Raw genomic sequence first — 18,357 nt, 5'->3', positions numbered from 1 at the left:
ATTCGACGTTCATTCCCCGCCGCTTGGTCTGCGCCGAGCCCATGACGCTTTTGCAAGGAACCCAGATGACCGAAACGTCCGCTTCCATCGCCGGGCGGCCCGTGCCGCGCCAACGTTATGTGCAGTGCGCGAGCGCCGGGGGCTTGCATCGGATCGCCTACACCGAGTGGGGCGACCCGGCAAACCCGCGTGTGCTGCTGTGCGTGCACGGCTTGACGCGCTCGGGGCGCGATTTCGACCGCCTCGCGGCGGAATTTGCCGGCACGTATCGCGTGGTGTGTCCGGACGTGGCGGGGCGGGGCTTGTCATCGTGGCTCGCGAACCCCAACTTCTATGCAGTGCCGCAGTACGTCGCGGATATGGTCACGCTGATCGCGCGGCTGAACGTCGAAACGGTCGACTGGTTCGGTACCTCGATGGGCGGTCTGATCGGGCTCGCACTTGCCGGTTTGCCCGACACGCCGATCCGAAAAATGCTGTTGAACGACGTCGGTCCGCATCTGGAGCCGGCGGCCGTGCAGCGCATCGGCGATTATCTCGGTAAGCCTGTGCGCTTCGAAACGCTGCAGCAGGGCATCGATTACGCCGCGTTGCTTGCACAAAGCTTCGGTCCGCTCACGCCAGAGGAGTGGCGCGAGATCAATACGCCGCTTTTGCACGAGCAGGACGGCGCGTGGTTGCTCCGGTACGATCCGCGCATCGCACAGCCGTTTGCCGCCACGACTGAAGAGTCGGTCAAACTCGGCGAGGCCGCGCTGTGGCATTCGCTGGCTGTGTTTCAGGGACCTGTGCTGGTGGTGCGCGGCGAGCAATCGGATCTGCTCTCGCGTGAGACCGTCGCGAAGATGGTCGAGACCGGGCGTGCTGTGTCGAGCGCGGAGATCGCGGGTGTCGGACATGCGCCGGCGTTTCTGTCGGCCGATCAGATCGACCTTGCGCGGCAGTTCTTTATCGGGCAGGTCGCCGAGGCGTCATAATGTGAAGTTCCGCGCGGCGCTCTTAAGCCTTGAGCGAATGGGCGCAATGCGGAACGCATCTTCGATCAACTTTTAACCAACCTCAGGATTCTTCATGGCAGTCATTCGTCATCACGTCGGCAAGCGCCTCTCGGAAATCGCCGTGCACAACGGCACCGTGTACCTCGCGGGTCAGATTGCCGAAGACGACGATCAGGACATTACGGGTCAGACGCGCGAAGTGCTCGGCCATATCGACCGTTTGCTGGGTGAAGTGAATAGTGACAAGTCGCAGTTGCTGTCCGTGCAGATCTACATCTCGGACATGGTGCACTTCGCCGGCATGAACGCGGTGTGGGACGAGTGGGTCGCACAAGGCAATACGCCGCCGCGCGCTACCGTGGAAGCGAAGCTTGCGAACCCGAAGTGCCTCGTCGAAGTCGTCGTGGTCGCCGCGCAGCGCGATTGAGTCAGGCCTCGCAGTTGTTGTTGAAATTCCGTTGATCCGTCTGGCCCGGTGGGCCGCCGCACCATGACTACCGAAATCGTTACGAGCACGCCGACCCCCATCCCTTCCTTCGACGAAGCGATGGTGTTCGTGCGCGAACATGCGGGCGACGTGCGGCTCTCATCGGGTGAGTTGCTGGCGGATCATGCGGCGGGTACGGCGTCGATCATGCGCACGCTGAACGTCGATCCGCCGGCTGTGCTGGCGGCGGCCCTGTTTGCACTGACGCCGCATCTGCAGGACCCGGAGCGCGTGATCGCCGACAACTTCGGTGAAGAAGTCGCGCAACTGGTGGGCGACGTGCGCAAGTTGCTGCGTCTCGGCACAGTGAGCTTGCGCGCTGCGCAGAATGCCATGCCTGAAGCGGGGCGAGATGCACAGGCCGCACGCCGCGCGCAGGTCGAGGCGCTGCGCAAGATGCTGCTCGCGTTCGCGCAAGATATTCGCGTCGTGCTGATACGGCTCGCATCACGCTTGCAATCGCTGCGCTATTACGCGGCGGCGAAGATCACGCCGTCGCCTGATGTCGCGCGCGAGACGCTCGATATTTACGCGCCGCTCGCCAACCGTCTGGGCATCTGGCAACTGAAATGGGAGCTCGAAGATCTCGCGCTCCGCTTCGAAGAGCCGGTCACGTATAAGCGCATCGCCAAGCTGCTCGACGAGAAACGCGTGGAGCGCGAGAGTTATGTTGCGCTGGCCATCGAACGCCTGCAGCGGGAACTGGCTGCGGCGAATGTGCAGGCTGAAGTCAGCGGCCGGCCCAAACATATCTACAGCATCTGGCGCAAGATGCGCGGCAAGGAGCTGGATTTCACCGAACTGTACGATGTGCGCGCGTTTCGCGTGATCGTGCCGGACATCAAGGATTGCTACACCGTGCTCGGTATCGTGCACAACTTGTGGCAGCCGGTGCCGAAAGAGTTCGACGACTACATCTCGCGGCCGAAGCCGAACGGCTATAAATCGTTGCACACGGTCGTGATCGGCGACGACGGCCGCGCGTTCGAAGTGCAGATCCGCACGCAGGAAATGCATCAGTTCGCAGAGTATGGCGTGGCGGCGCACTGGCGTTACAAGGAAGCGGGTACGCGCGGTTACGGCGGCCAGTTCAGCGCCAATGAGAAGTACGACGAGAAGATCGCGTGGTTGCGGCAACTGCTCGCGTGGAAAGATGAAGTCTCGGAAGGCGAGCACGGTGAGAAGCGCGCGGCGCAGCCGTGGGAGCAACTGCGCCAGGCTACGCTCGACGACGACCACATCTACGTGCTCACACCGCAAGCGCGCGTGATTCCGTTGCCGCACGGTGCGACGCCGGTGGACTTCGCGTATCACCTGCATAGCGAGCTGGGGCATCGCTGCCGTGGCGCGCGTGTCGACGGCGCGATGGTGCCGCTCAACACGCAGTTGCAGAACGGTCAGACGGTCGAGATCGTCGCGGTGAAGGAGGGCGGTCCGTCGCGTGACTGGCTCAACCCGCAACTCGGGTATCTGCAGAGCCATCGGGCGCGGCAGAAAGTGCGCGCGTGGTTCAACGCGGTCGAAGTGCAGGAGCACATCGCGAGCGGCCGTGCGATGGTCGAAAAGACGCTGCAGCGCGAGGGCAAGACGTCGGTCAATCTCGATCAGCTCGCCACCAAGCTCGGCTTCAAGGCCACCGACGACCTGTTCTCGGTGGTCGGCAAGGAAGAATTCAGTCTGCGGCTCGTCGAGCAGGCGCTGCACGATGCACCGCCGCCCGAACCCGTAGTCGAAGCGCCGGAACAGTTCGAGAAGCGCAGTAGCGGCGCGAGCGTCGCACGCGGGGCTTCCACGGGTGTGCTGGTGGTTGGCGTCGACGCCTTGCTCACGCAACTCGCGCGCTGCTGCCGGCCCGCGCCGCCCGACGACATCAGCGGATTTGTCACGCGCGGCAAAGGCATGTCGATCCACCGCAGCGATTGCCCAACCTTCCTGCGCATGGCCGATCGTGCGCCGGAGCGTGTATTGCAAACCGCATGGTCGGCTGATGTCATGAGCGGCCGCGGGCAATCGGTCTATCCTGTCGACCTCAGCATTGAGGCAACCGATCGGCAAGGCCTGCTGCGCGATATCTCCGAAGTTTTCGCGCGCGAGAAAATGAATGTGATCGGTGTGAAAACGCAATCGCGTCGTAACGCCGCATTCATGCAATTCACTGTCGAGGTATCGAGCGCCGCGCAAATTCAGCGCGCGTGTACCCTGCTCGGTGAAGTAACGGGCGTGATGCGCGCCTCACGCAAGAATTGAAGCTTGGGCGGAATGGCGGGTGCCCGGGCAGGTGCCGGTTAGATGCGTCCGCGCGTGTGAGTAGAAATTTGAAGTCAGAATTTAAAGTCGGTGCATAAAAGTACTTGCCAAGCGGTGTGGGGCTCCATATAATCTCGTTTCTTCAGGCTCGTAGCTCAGCTGGTTAGAGCACCACCTTGACATGGTGGGGGTCGTTGGTTCGAGTCCAATCGAGCCTACCAACGAAAGAGAAATTCCGGTTTTGCCGGGGTTTCACAAACTGCAGTAAGCGCTTCGGCGCAAAAGGCAAATACGGTTATGGCACCGCGAACGTTGACCGAAACTACTTCGGAGCGACGCTAGTCGAGGACCACTTTCGCCACTGTAGTTAGCAGGAAATGTGAATGCGGCCCCTCGAAAGCGGGGCCGCATTTTTTTTGGTTTTTTGACCAGGTTGTATGTGCCGCCGCCGGTCGGCACCACGGAGAACGCAATGGTTTCGATACGTCTGCCTGACGGTTCTGTTCGACAGTACGAGCATCCGGTGACCGTCGCCGAAGTGGCCGCCTCGATCGGCCCCGGCCTCGCGAAAGCTGCGCTCGGCGGCAAGATCGACGGTGAACTCGTCGATACGTCCACGCTGATCGATCACGACGTGGCGCTTGCCATCGTCACCGAGAAAGACGCCGACGGTCTCGACATCATTCGTCACTCCACGGCGCATTTGCTTGCGTACGCGGTAAAGGATCTGTTCCCGGAAGCGCAGGTCACGATCGGTCCGGTGATCGACAACGGCTTCTACTACGACTTCGCGTACAGCCGTCCTTTCACGCCCGAAGACCTCGAGAAGATCGAAAAGCGCATGCAGGAGCTCGCGAAGAAAGACGAGCCGGTTTCGCGTCGCGTGGTGTCGCGCGACGAGGCCGTGGACTACTTCAAGAGCATCGGTGAAAAGTACAAGGCCGAGATCATTGAATCGATTCCGGCGACCGACGAGATCAAGCTTTACTCGCATGGCAGCTTCACGGATCTGTGCCGCGGCCCGCACGTGCCGTCCACCGGCAAGCTGAAGGTCTTCAAGCTGATGAAGCTTGCAGGCGCTTATTGGCGCGGCGATTCGAAGAACGAGCAGTTGCAGCGCATCTACGGTACGGCCTGGACGAAGAAGGAAGACCAGGAAGCCTATCTGCACATGCTCGAGGAAGCGGAAAAGCGCGACCACCGCAAGCTCGGCAAGCAACTCGACCTGTTCCATATGCAGGACGAGTCGCCGGGCATGGTGTTCTGGCATCCACGTGGCTGGACGTTGTGGCAGCAGGTCGAGCAGTACATGCGCCGCCGCGTGAACGACGCCGGCTACCTCGAGATCAAGACGCCGATGATCATGGACCGCTCGCTCTGGGAAGCGTCGGGCCACTGGCAGAACTATCGTGAAAACATGTTCACGACGGAATCGGAGAAGCGCGACTACGCGATCAAGCCGATGAACTGCCCCGGTCACGTGCAGGTGTTCAACCATGGGCTGCGCTCGTATCGCGATCTGCCGCTGCGTTACGCGGAGTTCGGCTCGTGCCACCGCAACGAATCGTCGGGCGCGCTGCATGGGCTGATGCGCGTGCGCGGCTTCGTGCAGGACGACGCGCACATTTTCTGTACCGAAGACCAGTTCATCAGCGAATCGATCGCGTTCAATACGCTCGCGATGAGCGTCTACAAGGATTTCGGCTTCGATAATGTCGAGATCAAGCTGTCGCTGCGCCCGGATTCACGTGCCGGCACCGACGAGACGTGGGATCGTGCCGAGCAGGGTCTGCGCGACGCGCTGACGGCCTGCGGCGTGACGTGGGAAGAATTACAGGGCGAGGGTGCGTTCTACGGCCCGAAGGTCGAATACCACATCAAGGACGCCCTCGGCCGCTCGTGGCAGTGCGGCACCTTGCAGCTCGATATGGTGCTGCCGGAGCGCCTGGGTGCCGAATACGTCGCCGAAGACAATGGCCGTCGCCGCCCGATCATGCTGCACCGGGCAATCGTCGGATCAATGGAGCGCTTTCTCGGTATTTTGATCGAGCACCATGCTGGTGCAATGCCGTCGTGGCTCGCCCCCATGCAGGTTGTGGTGATGAATATTGCGGAAAATCAGGCCGAATATGCACAGTCGCTAGCCCAATCGTTGCAAAAACAAGGGGTTAGAGTAGAGGCCGATTTGCGCAACGAGAAGATTAGCTATAAAATACGGGAGCACACGCTAGAAAAGGTGCCGTACCTACTCGTGGTCGGCGACAAAGAGCGTGAAGCCCAAACGGTAGCCGTGCGTGCCCGTGGTGGTGTCGATCTGGGCGTGATGCCCCTCGACGCCTTCATTGAGCGTCTGCGCCAGGACGTGCAGTCGTTCAACTGAGCCACTTGGCAGCCCGGCTCGTTTTTTTAATTTTTAGAGGAAACGTAACATCGCTACTGATAAGTCTGCGCACCGCATCAACGGTGAGATTACTGCACCCGAGGTGCGTCTGGTCGGAGTCGAGAACGAACCGCTCGGCATCGTGAAGCTCGCTGATGCGTTCCGGATGTCGGAACAGCAAGATGTGGATCTGGTTGAAATCGCTCCGCAAGCGGTCCCGCCGGTCTGCCGTCTGATGGACTACGGCAAGTTCAAGTACTCGGAAGCGAAGAAGCAGCACGAGGCCAAGCTCAAGCAGAAGGTCGTCCAGGTCAAGGAAGTCAAATTCCGCCCGGGCACTGATGACGGCGATTACAACGTCAAGCTGCGCAACCTCATCCGCTTCCTCGACGACGGCGACAAGACGAAAATCACGTTGCGTTTCCGTGGCCGCGAAATGGCTCACCAGGAAATCGGTATGCGGGTGCTCGAGCGCCTGCGCGCAGACCTTGACGAAGTCGGTCAGGTCGAGCAGATGCCGAAAATGGAAGGTCGCCAGATGATCATGGTGATCGCTCCGAAGAAAAAGAAGTAAGCGGCTGGAGCGACGGCGTACCCCAAGGTGCGCGCTCCGATTGTTGAAGATTCAAAGATTGAAGCGGTGCTGTGCCGGGTGTCCGGCGTGGTATCGGCAGGTTTCGGATCGGTGCCTATGCAAATGGGCGCCGTTTCCTGAAAAGCGGCTGCCGGCAGTAGCGGCGGTCTGCATACCAAGTGGAATGGGTTTCGAAGGGCGGGTAATGGCCATCTGGCCGACCGCACACCCATATCCATCTAATAATGGAGTTGTCATGCCGAAGATGAAGACCAAGAAGAGTGCTGCAAAGCGCTTCGTGGTGCGTCCGGGCGGTACCGTCAAGCGCGGTCAAGCCTTCAAGCGCCACATTCTTACCAAGAAGACCACCAAGAACAAACGCCATCTGCGCGGTTCCACGTCAGTTCATGAGTCAGATATGAACTCCGTGCGCGCAATGCTGCCGTTCGCTTAACCCTTAACCGACACTCATAGGAGCAAGACATGCCTCGAGTAAAACGTGGGGTTACCGCACGGGCCCGTCACAAGAAGATCATCAAGCTGGCCAAGGGTTACCGCGGCCGTCGCAATAACGTCTATCGCATCGCCAAGCAGGCGGTCATGCGCGCAGGCCAATACGCCTACCGCGATCGCCGCAACAAGAAGCGTGTGTTCCGTGCATTGTGGATCACGCGTATCAACGCGGCGGTGCGTCAGCACGACATGACGTACAGCGTGTTCATCAACGGCCTGAAGAAGGCTTCGATCGAACTCGACCGCAAGGTGCTGGCCGACATGGCTGTGTTCGACAAGGCTGCTTTTGCTGCGATCGTTCAGCAGGTGAAAGCCGCCGTTGCAGCCTGATTGCGCTTTGGGCAATTAAACTGCGTGGTTCGTTGCAGCGAACATCCGGTAGTCTCGGTGACGCTGCAGCAAAAACGGGGCTCCTCACCGAGCCCCGTTTTTGTTGGTAGAGCCAGTTTGCTTCGATAGAACACTGACGTTGAAATGATGGGATCAATGGATCTGGACCAGATTGTCGCCGACGCGCAAAAAGCCTTCGCAGAAGCCTCGGATGTCACCACCCTCGAGAACGAGAAAGCACGCTTTCTCGGCAAATCGGGTGCGCTGACCGAGCTATTGAAGGGCCTTGGCAAGCTCGACCCCGAAACGCGCAAGACCGAAGGCGCTCGGATCAACCTCGTCAAGCAACAAGTGGAAGCCGCGTTGACGGCCCGCCGTCAGGCGCTGGCCGACGCGTTGCTGAACCAGCGCCTCGCCGCTGAAGCCATCGACGTCACGCTGCCCGGCCGCGGCACCAGTGCAGGCAGCCTGCACCCGGTGATGCGCACATGGGAGCGCGTCGAACAGATTTTCCGGTCGATCGGATTCGACGTGGCCGACGGCCCCGAAATCGAAACCGACTGGTACAACTTCACCTCGTTGAACAGCCCGGAGAACCATCCGGCGCGTTCAATGCAAGATACCTTCTACGTCGACGGCAAAGACGCCGACGGCCGTCAATTGCTGCTGCGCACGCACACCAGCCCGATGCAGGTGCGCTATGCCCGTACCAACACGCCGCCGATCAAGGTGATCGTGCCGGGCCGCACGTATCGTGTGGACAGCGACGCAACGCATTCGCCGATGTTCAACCAGGTCGAAGGTCTGTGGATCGACGAGAACATCAGCTTCGCGGATCTGAAGGGCGTCTATTCCGACTTCCTCAAGAAATTCTTCGAGCGCGACGATATTCAGGTGCGCTTCCGTCCGTCGTACTTTCCGTTCACCGAACCGTCGGCTGAAATCGACATGCTGTTCGAAACGGGCAAGAACGCCGGCAAGTGGCTCGAAATTTCGGGTTCCGGCCAGGTTCACCCCACGGTGATCCGCAACATGGGCCTCGACCCCGAGCGTTACATCGGCTTTGCTTTCGGCAGCGGCCTCGAGCGGCTCACGATGTTGCGTTACGGCGTGCAAGACCTGCGTCTGTTCTTCGAAAACGACCTGCGTTTCCTGCGTCAATTCGCGTGAACTGGCGCGTACGAACGCGACAAGCATAGAGCGCGGCACTGCACGCAGTGCCGCCAGCAGCGTCCCCGGCAAGTGCCCAGCGAATCAACGGGCCGCCTGCCGGACTTGGACCTAACCTGATCAGAACGTACACAGAACCATGCAATTCCCGGAATCCTGGCTGAGAACCTTTGTCGACCCGCAACTGACGACCGATGAGCTGTCGCACGCGTTGACGATGGCGGGTCTCGAAGTCGAAGACCTGCGGCCGGCTGCGCCGCCGACCTCGAAGATCGTCGTCGGCCAGGTGCTGGAAGTCGTCAAGCACCCGGACGCGGATAAGCTCAACGTGTGTCAGGTCGACGCCGGTACGGGCGCGACGCTGAACATCGTATGCGGTGCGCCGAATGTCGCGCCGGGCATCAAGGTGCCGGTCGCCCTGGTTGGCGCGCAACTGCCGCCGGCCGAAGAGGGCGGCGCACCGTTCGCGATCAAGCTCTCGAAGCTGCGCGGCGTGGAAAGCCAGGGCATGCTGTGCTCGGCACGCGAACTGAAGCTCTCGGAAGACCATAGCGGCCTGATGATCCTGCCGGAAGCTACGCCGATTGGCCAGGACATCCGCGAAACGCTCAATCTCGACGATACCGTTTTCGAAATCAAGCTGACGCCGAACAAGGCGGACTGCCTGTCGGTGTTCGGCGTGGCGCGCGAAACCTCGGCTATCACCGGCGCAGCACTGCGTCCGCTCGAGATCAAGCCGGCCGCAGTGACGCTCAACGAAACCTTGCCCGTCAAAATCTCGGCCCCCGATCTGTGCGGCCGTTTCTCGGGTCGCGTGATTCGCGGCGTGAATGCGCGCGCGAAGTCGCCGCAATGGATGGTGCAGCGTCTCGAGCGTTCGGGTCAGCGCAGCATTTCCGCGCTCGTCGATATTTCGAACTACGTGATGCTCGAACTGGGCCGTCCTTCGCACGTGTTCGATCTGGACAAGATCCACGGCGGCATGGACGTGCGTTGGGGCCGCAAGGGCGAAACGCTCAAGCTGCTGAATGGCAGCACCGTTGAACTCGATGAAACCGTCGGTGTGATTGCCGACGAACAGCATATCGAAAGCCTCGCCGGCATCATGGGCGGTGACAGCACGGCCGTTACGCTGGACACCACCAACATCTATCTCGAAGCCGCCTTCTGGTGGCCCGATAGCATTCGCGGCCGCTCGCGCAAGTACAACTTCTCGACCGATGCGGGCCATCGTTTCGAGCGCGGCGTCGATTACGCGACCACCGTCGAACATATCGAACGCATTACGCAATTGATCCTCGATATCTGCGGCGGCGAAGCCGGCCCGGTTGACGATCAGATCGTCAACGTACCGAAACGTGAGCCGGTGAAGATGCGGGTTTCGCGTGCGAACCGCATCATCGGCATCAAGATCGATGCGGACGAAATCGCGCAGATCTTCACGCGCCTCGGCCTGACGTTCGAACGCGACGACGATACGTTCTCGGTGGTGCCGCCGTCGTACCGCTTCGATATCGAAATCGAAGAAGACCTGATCGAAGAAGTCGCGCGTATCTACGGCTTCGAAAAGATCCCGGCACGTCCGCCGGTCGCGACCAGCGAAATGCTGCCGACCAACGAAACGCAGCGCTCGATCCACGCGATCCGTCACGCGCTCGCCGCACGCGATTACGCGGAAACGGTCAATTTCAGTTTCGTCGATGCCGAGTGGGAGTCGGACTTCGCCGGCAACGACAAGCCGGTTCGTCTGCTGAATCCGATTGCGAGCCAGTTGTCGGTCATGCGCACCACGTTGTTCGGCAGCCTGATCAGCGTGCTGCGCACGAATCTGAACCGCCGCGCGGCCGATCGCGTGCGCGTGTTCGAAGCCGGCCGCGTGTTCCTGCACGATCGGTCGATCAAGGCAGGCGAGCTGACAGTAGAAGGTTTCGCGCAGCCGAAGATGATCGGCGGTCTTGCCTACGGTCCCGCGCTCGAAGAGCAGTGGGGTACGCAAACTCGCGCGGTCGATTATTTCGACGTGAAGGGCGATCTGGAAGCCGTGCTCGCGCCGGCCGTGGCGAGCTTCGTGAAAGCGGAGCATCTGGCATTGCATCCGGGCCGCAGCGCGCGTATTGAACTGAATGGCCGCGCAGTGGGCTGGATTGGCGAATTACATCCGCGCTGGATGCAGAAATATGATTTGCCGCATGCGCCGATTCTGTTTGAAGTCGAAGCAGAAGCATTAATGCAGCGCGTATTGCCGACTCCGTCGGAGGTGTCTAAATTCCCGCCGGTGCGTCGCGATATTGCGGTGGTCGTCGATCAGAAAATCGAGGTGCAGGCGCTGCTGGACGAGCTCCAGAAGGCCCAGTCCGAGGAGGCCTGCAAGACTGTCCAGAGGGTTGCGCTTTTCGATGAATTCCGTCCAAAATCAAACACTTCCGGTGGTCTGGCTGCTCATGAGAAAAGCCTTGCGTTCCGTGTGACCTTGCAAGATACTGGCGGGACCCTTCAGGATGAAACGGTCGATCTGGCTATTCAAACTCTGGTGGAACGTCTGGCTCGAGTATATGGCGCACGGTTGCGTGGATAACCCGCATTTAACATTTGCACGGCATTTTTTCGCAACCTCCGTTTCTGCTTGGCGCGCCATTTGATAGATATGAATGAAATGAACTCGAGTGATTTCGAAGCCCTTCTTACGGCGCAACGCAGCGCCATGATTCGCGATATTCCGACATCACCCGCGGCCGTTTCTCCCGAAACGCCGACGCTTACCAAGGCTGAACTTGCCGAGTTGCTGTTCGACAATGTCGGGCTCAACAAGCGGGAAGCGAAAGACATGGTCGAGGCGTTCTTCGAGGTGATCCGCGATGCGCTGGAGAGTGGCGACAGCGTGAAGCTGTCGGGGTTCGGCAACTTTCAGTTGCGCGACAAACCCCAGCGTCCCGGCAGAAACCCGAAGACCGGCGAGGCGATTCCAATCGCCGCGCGCCGCGTTGTGACGTTCCATGCAAGTCAAAAGCTGAAAGCGCTGGTCGAAAACGGCGCTGAAGCGAGCTTCGCGCGCTGATCGATTGGCGCGTTCCTGCGCAACCCACCACGACGGCTAACTGACGATGACAGCGACGATCGAAAAAGTCGTCTTGCCTCCGATTCCGGCGAAGCGCTACTTCACGATTGGTGAGGTCAGCGAACTATGCGGTGTGAAACCGCATGTGCTGCGCTATTGGGAACAGGAATTCACGCAGTTGAGGCCGGTCAAGCGGCGCGGCAATCGCCGGTACTACCAGCATCACGAGGTGCTGTTGATCCGGCGGATTCGTGAACTGCTGTATGAGCAGGGCTTCACGATCAACGGTGCGCGCAACCGGCTTGATTCACATGGCGGTGGCGCGCACGGCACAGCGGCTGATCTGGTCGAGGAAGGCGAGGGCGCAGCGGCGCCGGCAGCCGCTACGGCTACGGTTGACGTCGAGCAGTTGCGCAAGGAATTGCTGCATGTGATCGACGTGTTGGGTCACTAGTTTGCTTTGTTAGCCCGGGGCGGTTCTAATCGCTTGAAGTGTCTGTTATAATTTTTAGCTGTTCGGGGCGTAGCGCAGCCTGGTAGCGTACCTGCATGGGGTGCAGGTGGTCGGAGGTTCAAATCCTCTCGCCCCGACCAAAGAAATCAAGGCCTTACAAGCAATGCTTGTAAGGCCTTTTTCGTTTGGGCAGATTTTGCCCCCTACACAGCGATCGGCACTTACTCTTACGTGCCCGCACCAACAACCTGATGACGACCCCTCAGGACTTGCACGCCCTACCATTCCTATCGTGACGCAACCGCAACCAGCGCCGCCGGCAAACCACTCAGGTCACTAAGAGGTGCAACCCGGTGTCGGCCGAATAGCGCTTTCGCATCCTCATGCGTCCGCGGGTCAAGCGCCAGACACCCGCATTCGATCCCGCGCCCAGCGAGCTCCTTCAATGCACGCCGCGTGTCTTCACGCAAATAGCGAGGATCGAAGACATCGATATCGAACGGAACGCAATCGGACACAGTCAACAAGCTGGCCCTGGACAAGCCCATACGCGCGGCTTCGTGGCTCACGTGCGTACCGGCGTGCCGAAGCGCCGCACCAAAGCGGGTGGATAGCCCAGGACGAATCCGCGCAATATAGGCCTCCGTCGACGCGCTCCACGCCTCGTCGAAATCCTTGAACACATGGAAGCGCACCCGATGCCGTCCATCGGAATGAAAGCCGTACATCGCATAAGGACGCTCGCCCGTGCGTAGCGCTTGCCCAAGTACGCGCGCTACGTCCAGCACGGTATCGATGCGCCCGTCGAACGCGTTCGATGCCGAGAGGTCGAGCAGTATCGCGAGCGGCACACCGCGCGCCTCGCGGCGGGGCGTCACGAAGCCTTTGAAGCGGTCCCGTCCGCCGCGCAGCGCATCGATGCGTCCGGCGATACATGCATCGAGATCAAGCAGATCGCCTTCGAACTCGCGGGTTCTGCCCGTGACGGCGTGCTGCCGTATCGTATTGAGCACCGCCCGGACGCGCCGAACCGGCACGGCGTGATCGTGAGGGACAGCACAGTCGGGCGAAGCGGCATCAAGACGCAGTGACTCGACGCTGCACCAGTCGCCGCGATAGCGTCGAATCACGTAGTCCCACTCCGGATAGCGATGCAAAGAGACGACGCGCGTGGGCGGCTCGTCGTCGTGCGGGGCAGCGGCTGCGGGCGTGTCGCCGGGTCTATCCGCCATCTGTTTGGGCGGCGTTGCCTGATCCGGTGGAAGCTCGCCGGCTCCCTCGCTTTCCCGTGGCGCGACGGTGCGCTCGGGCGCGGCATCGCCGGATACCGGCGCGACCGCTGTCGGCGGCAAGTCCCACAATCCGCTGTTGTCGTCACGATAGATGGCGGCTGGGGTATAAGTCTTCGCGTTGAACTGGATGCGCATCTGGCCGAGATCGTTGCCCAGCAAGTTACCCAGATGGCGCGAGATACTCGCGTCCGTACCATCTGTTCTGCCGAATGCCGCTTCGAATAGCGCGCGCCCCTTCGTGACCCAACCGTCGCGATCGACATAGCCGGGGTCGAGCAGACCGCGCGCAAGTCTCGCGATCAAAGCGGCCGCGGTGCCGCTGCTTTCTGGCCCCGTTCGATGAAACGGCAGCCACCAGCGCCGCAGCCCCGGATAGCGTGCAATCGCGAGCCGCTCGACCCGTGCGTCCTCGATTACGCCAACCAGCGTCAACTGTAGCGGCCGCAATCTGGCGGGATCGAAACGCACCGTCGAATAAGTCAGATGAGCCGCCGCATGAGCCACGCACGCCAGGTAGAAGCGGCGCGCCTCGTCCGGAGCATCGGCCTCGTACTCACGCGGCAACATCAGCGCGGCGTCCGTCAAAATCGGACAGGGTTGTGCGGCGACGGTCTGTTCGCTGCGCACGAGCGCCTGCACGGGAGCGTTTATTTGCCACGCCGCACGCAGATACAAACCGAGCGTCCGCTCGAAGTGCGTGAGCGGAAAGGCCTCACGCGATGCGATCGCACCGCGTGTCTCGTCGATGCCGAGGCTCGCCGCTACGGCCGTACCGGCGTTCATCCGAACACGCCGCTGGCGATTGCCGTCAGCGCGGCGCACAGATCGGCGTCGTCGCTGAGCGGCTGGATGATGCCGATCCGGCACGCGGCCAGTGCATCCATATCGTGCGCGATCAACGTCGCAGCGTAGATCAGCATGCGTGTCGAAGCCCCTTCCGGCAACGCGGGATCGTCGAGTACGCGGGTACGCGCTGCAATCGTCACGAGTTTTTCGGCCACGTCGCGTGGCACACTGCCTTCATGCGCGACGATTGCGGCTTCCGTCTGTGCATCTGGCCAGCCGAGGTCGAGCGCGACAAAGCGCTGACGTGTCGATGGTTTCAGATTTTTCGACGCATGCTGATAGTGCGGGTTGAACGAAATCACCAGGGTGAAATCCGGGTGTGCGGTAATCAGCTCGCCGTTTTTATCGATCGGCAGAATGCGCCGCGAATCGGTGAGCGGATGGATGACCACGGTCGTATCCTGACGGGCTTCGACCACCTCATCGAGGTAACAGATCGCGCCATGTCTGACGGCGCTCGTGAGCGGCCCGTCCTGCCAGTAGGTACCGTTGCCGTCGAGCAGGTAGCGCCCGACCAGATCGCCTGCGTTCATGTCCTCGTGGCAGGCAATGGTCACGAGCGGGCGTTTCAGCCGCCATGCCATGTGTTCGACCAGCCGCGTCTTGCCGCAGCCGGTCGGCCCTTTGAGCATGATCGGCAGCCGCGCGCGGTAAGCCGCTTCGAACCACGCCAGTTCATGGTCGACGGGTTCATACCAAGGCTCCTGCGCGACGCGCCACGCGTCCAGCGGTGTGCCGGCCGGCGCGAGTTGCGGTCGCGTCATGCTCCCCCCTGCTCGTAGGCGTGCGCAGCCCGCAGTACGGTGGCATCGGCGAAATGCCGTCCTGTGATCATCAGGCCGACGGGCAAGCCATCCACCGCGTTGCATGGCACCGAAATCGAAGGATGACCTGTCAGATCGAACGCGGCTGTATTGGCGCACATGTTGAGCGCTTGCCTCACAAAGGTCTTGCGATCGGTCTCCTGACCGGCAAGCCGCGCATGCGCCGTCTGCGGCGTGGTCGGCATGACGACGAGATCGTACGTACCGAACACGCGCTCGTACGCAGCGTTCAGTTGGCGCGCCAGATTGCGGGCTCGGGCATAAAACACGCCTTCGTAGTAGTCCGTCATATAGGCGGCGACGAGGACACCCATCTTGGCGGTCGGCGAGAAGTCGCCGCCGTGAGTCTTGATGCCGCGTCCCATCGCCGACATCAGGCGCGGATCGTAGAGCCCTTTGTTCTGGTAGGCGTGATGCCCTGCATAGAAACTGGCGACGCCACCCTCGATTGCGACCGCGTTCCACACCGGCACGACCATCCGGTGTTCGGGCACGGAGATCGTGTCGACCGTCGCGCCGAGACGCATCAGCGCCTGCACCGCAACGCGCACGGCTTCGTCGACTTCAGGCAGCGCCTCCTCCGAGCCGAATCCTTCCGACACGACCGCGATCTTCAGACCCTGGATGCTGCCGGTCAGCGCACGCGTGTAGTCGCACTTTTCAACGGGTTTCGTCTGACGCGGGTCGGCCTCGGCATCGTCGAGCCCGGCGATGACCGAGAGCAGCAGGGCGGCATCGCTGACGGTGCGCGTCATGGGACCGATATGGTCGATCGTCAGGTCGAAGCCGACGATGCCCGTATACGGTACGAGACCGTGTGTCGGTTTGTGGCCGACGGTGCCCGACCACGACGACGGAATCCGGATCGAGCCTCCTTGATCGCCGCCGATCGCGAGATCGACCAGACCGTTCGCAACCGCCGCGGCCGAGCCGCATGACGAGCCGCCCGCGAGATGCGCCGGGTTCGCCGCATTGAGGGTAGGGCCGTAAGTGCTCGTGTGGCCGCCGCCCGAAAACGCGAAATCGTCGGTGTTGAGAATCGCGGTGATGTGTGCGCCGTCGGCGAGCAGCCGCTTGACGATGGTTGCGTCGCGCTCGGGCACGTAGTCGTATAGCAGGCGCGACGCGCACGACATCGGAATGCCGGCGACGCTGATCGTATCCTTGAGCCCAACGGTCTTCCCGGAGAGCCGCCCCTGGGCGCCGGGCAGATGCACCGAGCAGCTGCGCACCACTGCATTGAGCGGATCGTCGTGCGGAGCCGGACGCGTGCCCGCGATACGCACCGCCGGCAAGACGTCGAATGGAGGTTCGGGATACTGATCGAGTGTGTCGTAAAGCGACAGGTTTTCGCAGACGAGTTCGTAGTACTCGTCGAGTTCGACTTCGGTCAGAGACAGATGACGGGCTCGGCTGATTTCGATCAGATCGGCTTTGGAAGGACGGCGAAGTGTCACGGGCATACCTCTCGGTTGCGGTTCTGGGACGAATGGGACGCGCGCGGCGTCCCTTCATGGACACCGTCGAGCGTCCGATGGACGGCCTCGACGGCGGTGGAAAAGATGGCGCGCAACGCGACGCTGTCGGCGCCCAGCATCCTGACGAACGTGCCGCACGCGCCCGGTAGCACACCGGCTGCCGCATAGGCCGCCGTGAGAGGCATGTCGAGTGCCTGAAGGGCTGTGTTGATAGCGTGAGCCAGGGCTTCGTTGCCTGCCTCACCGTCGCCGTCGCCGCCGAGCCTGAGCACGAGCAGGCCGCCGTGCGCGCCATACATCTGGCGCACGCCGGAGAGCGAACCGCGTGACGCGCAGGGCGCGAGGCGAAAGCGGTCGCGCGCCAGCAGTTGCGCGTCGGCGTTGCGTATATTGATGGTCGCATCCAGCATGCCGAATGCCGCGGCGCGGCGCGTGGGGTCGTGAGTGAGCCACGTATCGGCGATGAGAACCGTCGCGCCGCTATGCAATACGACGTCGATGGTGCTCACAAGCCGGGCAGCGGGAAACAGGATGGTCGGCTGCGGCAGATAGTCGAATCGCGATTGCGGATGCGCTTCAATGGCGACCCGCGAATGCGCGGCGCCGTGTGTCATCGTATGTACGATGGTTGCTGCCGCCGTGCGAATGGCGGCTTGCGCGCGCGGCATCGCCACGAAGCGCTGGAACACGCGGTCGTCCTCGAACAGGCCGCCCGATGAAGACTGCACGATCACTTCCGCTGTCACATCGGACGACGTCGCACGATCGGCACGCCGTGTTACCGGCAAGATACGGCCGACATGGAACGGATAGCCGCCGCGCTGCCGCGATAGCCACGTCTTGCCGGACGGCGCGCGTTCGAAACACAGATCGAGTTGCGCATTCTCGGCGTGTCCGGAGGCGGCCGGAATGGCGGCAGGCGCGCACGAGTCGGCATTTTCGCCGGACGCCGTGCAAGCGCCCGCGCCGGCGTATCCGGGCAGTGTTTCAGCGCGCATCGAAGAGCACGTTCTCGACAATGGCATCGGCTACCGCGTCGACCCCGTCGCCTGTTGCGCAGTTGGTCAACAGCACGGGCCGCTCGCCGCGCACCTCGCGCGCCTCCTTGACCATCCGTTGCAGATCGACTCCCACGTAAGGCGCGAGGTCGAATTTGTTGATCACGAGCAGATCGCAGGACAGCACGCCGAGCCCGCGTTTGCGTGGGATGTCGTCACCGGCTGCGACGTCGATGACGAATATCCAGTAGTCGACCAGGTCGAGCGAGAACGACGACGCGAGATTGTCGCCGCCCGATTCGATCAATACCAGCCGCAAACCGGGGTAATGTGCGTCCAGTTCGTCGGCGGCCTGCAGGTTGAGGGTCGGGTCTTCGCGGATCGCGGTGTGCGGACACGCGCCCGTTTCGACGGCCAGCACGCGCGCCGGATCGATCAGGCCGCTGCGACGCACGCGTTCGGCGTCTTCGCGTGTGACGAGATCGTTGGTGATCACCGCGAGGTCGATCCCGCGTGCGGCGAAGCGCGGAATCAACTGTTCGAGCAGGCGCGTTTTGCCCGATCCCACTGGACCGCCTATGCCGACGCGGGCTGCACGTGCAGCATGGACAGCAGACTGCGCGGCGTTCTCAAAGGGACTCGCTGCGAGCTCCACGCCGCCGGAGAAATCAGAATCGATGCTCATCGAAAACACTCCTCTATCGCGTCCGA

The 18,357-nt window shown here is 61.7% G+C and carries 16 protein-coding genes and 2 tRNA genes; 13 read left to right on the top strand and 5 right to left on the bottom strand.

The genetic code is table 11. From position 1 onward, the window contains the following. Positions 1-65: 65 nt before the first annotated feature. From ACOSV0_RS14120 to ACOSV0_RS14060, 13 genes are all read left to right on the top strand, one after another. Positions 66-977: an alpha/beta fold hydrolase gene (locus tag ACOSV0_RS14120; RefSeq protein ID WP_434106774.1), complete on the top strand. Its 912-nt coding sequence runs from the start codon at positions 66-68 to the stop codon at positions 975-977. A 94-nt stretch (positions 978-1,071) separates the two neighbouring features. Continuing rightward, the gene (locus ACOSV0_RS14115; RefSeq protein ID WP_434106773.1) at positions 1,072-1,425 is read left to right on the top strand and encodes a RidA family protein; all 354 of its coding nucleotides are present in this window, start codon (positions 1,072-1,074) and stop codon (positions 1,423-1,425) included. A gap of 63 nt (positions 1,426-1,488) precedes the next feature. Further along, entirely contained in the window at positions 1,489-3,732 is a 2,244-nt protein-coding gene (locus ACOSV0_RS14110; protein WP_434106772.1) for a RelA/SpoT family protein, read from the top strand. Positions 3,733-3,876: 144 nt separating this feature from the next. Continuing rightward, positions 3,877-3,953 (top strand) — tRNA-Val (locus tag ACOSV0_RS14105). A 251-nt stretch (positions 3,954-4,204) separates the two neighbouring features. Further along, entirely contained in the window at positions 4,205-6,112 is a 1,908-nt protein-coding gene (gene thrS, locus ACOSV0_RS14100) for a threonine--tRNA ligase (RefSeq protein ID WP_434106771.1), read from the top strand. 49 nt (positions 6,113-6,161) lie between these two features. Next, positions 6,162-6,686, top strand: coding sequence for a translation initiation factor IF-3 (infC, locus tag ACOSV0_RS14095; RefSeq protein ID WP_434110285.1), 525 nt, complete (start codon positions 6,162-6,164; stop codon positions 6,684-6,686). Between the two features lie 256 nt (positions 6,687-6,942). Further along, the gene (gene rpmI, locus ACOSV0_RS14090; protein ID WP_074282768.1) at positions 6,943-7,140 is read left to right on the top strand and encodes a 50S ribosomal protein L35; all 198 of its coding nucleotides are present in this window, start codon (positions 6,943-6,945) and stop codon (positions 7,138-7,140) included. 29 nt (positions 7,141-7,169) lie between these two features. Further along, positions 7,170-7,529 carry a 50S ribosomal protein L20 gene (gene rplT, locus ACOSV0_RS14085; RefSeq protein WP_006052502.1) on the top strand — a complete coding sequence of 120 codons (360 nt, stop codon included), beginning with the start codon at positions 7,170-7,172 and terminating at the stop codon, positions 7,527-7,529. A gap of 156 nt (positions 7,530-7,685) precedes the next feature. Further along, a complete protein-coding gene (pheS, locus tag ACOSV0_RS14080) occupies positions 7,686-8,699 on the top strand; it encodes a phenylalanine--tRNA ligase subunit alpha (protein ID WP_434106770.1) in 1,014 nt (337 codons plus the stop codon). A gap of 139 nt (positions 8,700-8,838) precedes the next feature. Further along, positions 8,839-11,274, top strand: coding sequence for a phenylalanine--tRNA ligase subunit beta (gene pheT / locus ACOSV0_RS14075; protein WP_434106769.1), 2,436 nt, complete (start codon positions 8,839-8,841; stop codon positions 11,272-11,274). Positions 11,275-11,343: 69 nt separating this feature from the next. Continuing rightward, positions 11,344-11,754, top strand: coding sequence for an integration host factor subunit alpha (locus tag ACOSV0_RS14070; protein WP_325044244.1), 411 nt, complete (start codon positions 11,344-11,346; stop codon positions 11,752-11,754). 46 nt (positions 11,755-11,800) lie between these two features. Beyond that, positions 11,801-12,208, top strand: a complete 408-nt coding sequence (locus ACOSV0_RS14065) for a MerR family transcriptional regulator (RefSeq protein ID WP_434106767.1) — start codon at positions 11,801-11,803, stop codon at positions 12,206-12,208. Positions 12,209-12,271: 63 nt separating this feature from the next. Further along, positions 12,272-12,348, top strand: a tRNA-Pro gene (locus ACOSV0_RS14060). Positions 12,349-12,495: 147 nt separating this feature from the next. On the opposite strand, the gene ACOSV0_RS14055 is transcribed toward ACOSV0_RS14060, so the two are convergent. Genes ACOSV0_RS14055 through ureG form a run of 5 tightly spaced genes read right to left on the bottom strand, consistent with a single transcriptional unit; the run spans position 12,496 to position 18,331 of the window. Next, positions 12,496-14,283: a nitric oxide reductase activation protein NorD gene (locus ACOSV0_RS14055; protein ID WP_434106766.1), complete on the bottom strand. Its 1,788-nt coding sequence runs from the start codon at positions 14,281-14,283 to the stop codon at positions 12,496-12,498. Then, positions 14,280-15,110: a CbbQ/NirQ/NorQ/GpvN family protein gene (locus ACOSV0_RS14050; RefSeq protein WP_434106765.1), complete on the bottom strand. Its 831-nt coding sequence runs from the start codon at positions 15,108-15,110 to the stop codon at positions 14,280-14,282. The genes ACOSV0_RS14055 and ACOSV0_RS14050 overlap by 4 nt, the downstream gene beginning before the upstream one ends. After that, positions 15,107-16,633, bottom strand: a complete 1,527-nt coding sequence (locus ACOSV0_RS14045) for an amidase (RefSeq protein WP_434106764.1) — start codon at positions 16,631-16,633, stop codon at positions 15,107-15,109. Before ACOSV0_RS14045 ends, ACOSV0_RS14050 begins: the two co-directional genes overlap by 4 nt. Then, complete coding sequence (locus ACOSV0_RS14040) at positions 16,624-17,646, bottom strand: urease accessory protein UreD (RefSeq protein ID WP_434106762.1); 1,023 nt, start codon at positions 17,644-17,646, stop codon at positions 16,624-16,626. Before ACOSV0_RS14040 ends, ACOSV0_RS14045 begins: the two co-directional genes overlap by 10 nt. Next, a complete protein-coding gene (gene ureG / locus ACOSV0_RS14035) occupies positions 17,636-18,331 on the bottom strand; it encodes an urease accessory protein UreG (RefSeq protein WP_434106761.1) in 696 nt (231 codons plus the stop codon). The genes ACOSV0_RS14040 and ureG overlap by 11 nt, the downstream gene beginning before the upstream one ends. Positions 18,332-18,357 lie beyond the last annotated feature (26 nt).

Origin of the sequence: Paraburkholderia caffeinilytica (assembly GCF_051027425.1) — a bacterium.
In the GTDB taxonomy this organism is placed as follows: domain Bacteria; phylum Pseudomonadota; class Gammaproteobacteria; order Burkholderiales; family Burkholderiaceae; genus Paraburkholderia; species Paraburkholderia caffeinilytica_A.
This window is presented reverse-complemented; position numbering and strand designations above follow the sequence as displayed.

Bases quoted from the DNA above. Each gene is read 5' to 3' on its own strand.
- ACOSV0_RS14120 (WP_434106774.1), top strand. From the start codon at position 66: ATGACCGAAACGTCCGCTTCCATCGCCGGGCGGCCCGTGCCGCGCCAA.
- ACOSV0_RS14115 (WP_434106773.1), top strand. From the start codon at position 1,072: ATGGCAGTCATTCGTCATCACGTCGGCAAGCGCCTCTCGGAAATCGCC.
- ACOSV0_RS14110 (WP_434106772.1), top strand. From the start codon at position 1,489: ATGACTACCGAAATCGTTACGAGCACGCCGACCCCCATCCCTTCCTTC.
- thrS (WP_434106771.1), top strand. From the start codon at position 4,205: ATGGTTTCGATACGTCTGCCTGACGGTTCTGTTCGACAGTACGAGCAT.
- rpmI (WP_074282768.1), top strand. From the start codon at position 6,943: ATGCCGAAGATGAAGACCAAGAAGAGTGCTGCAAAGCGCTTCGTGGTG.
- rplT (WP_006052502.1), top strand. From the start codon at position 7,170: ATGCCTCGAGTAAAACGTGGGGTTACCGCACGGGCCCGTCACAAGAAG.
- pheS (WP_434106770.1), top strand. From the start codon at position 7,686: ATGGATCTGGACCAGATTGTCGCCGACGCGCAAAAAGCCTTCGCAGAA.
- pheT (WP_434106769.1), top strand. From the start codon at position 8,839: ATGCAATTCCCGGAATCCTGGCTGAGAACCTTTGTCGACCCGCAACTG.
- ACOSV0_RS14070 (WP_325044244.1), top strand. From the start codon at position 11,344: ATGAATGAAATGAACTCGAGTGATTTCGAAGCCCTTCTTACGGCGCAA.
- ACOSV0_RS14065 (WP_434106767.1), top strand. From the start codon at position 11,801: ATGACAGCGACGATCGAAAAAGTCGTCTTGCCTCCGATTCCGGCGAAG.
- ACOSV0_RS14055 (WP_434106766.1), bottom strand. From the start codon at position 14,283: ATGAACGCCGGTACGGCCGTAGCGGCGAGCCTCGGCATCGACGAGACA.
- ACOSV0_RS14050 (WP_434106765.1), bottom strand. From the start codon at position 15,110: ATGACGCGACCGCAACTCGCGCCGGCCGGCACACCGCTGGACGCGTGG.
- ACOSV0_RS14045 (WP_434106764.1), bottom strand. From the start codon at position 16,633: ATGCCCGTGACACTTCGCCGTCCTTCCAAAGCCGATCTGATCGAAATC.
- ACOSV0_RS14040 (WP_434106762.1), bottom strand. From the start codon at position 17,646: ATGCGCGCTGAAACACTGCCCGGATACGCCGGCGCGGGCGCTTGCACG.
- ureG (WP_434106761.1), bottom strand. From the start codon at position 18,331: ATGAGCATCGATTCTGATTTCTCCGGCGGCGTGGAGCTCGCAGCGAGT.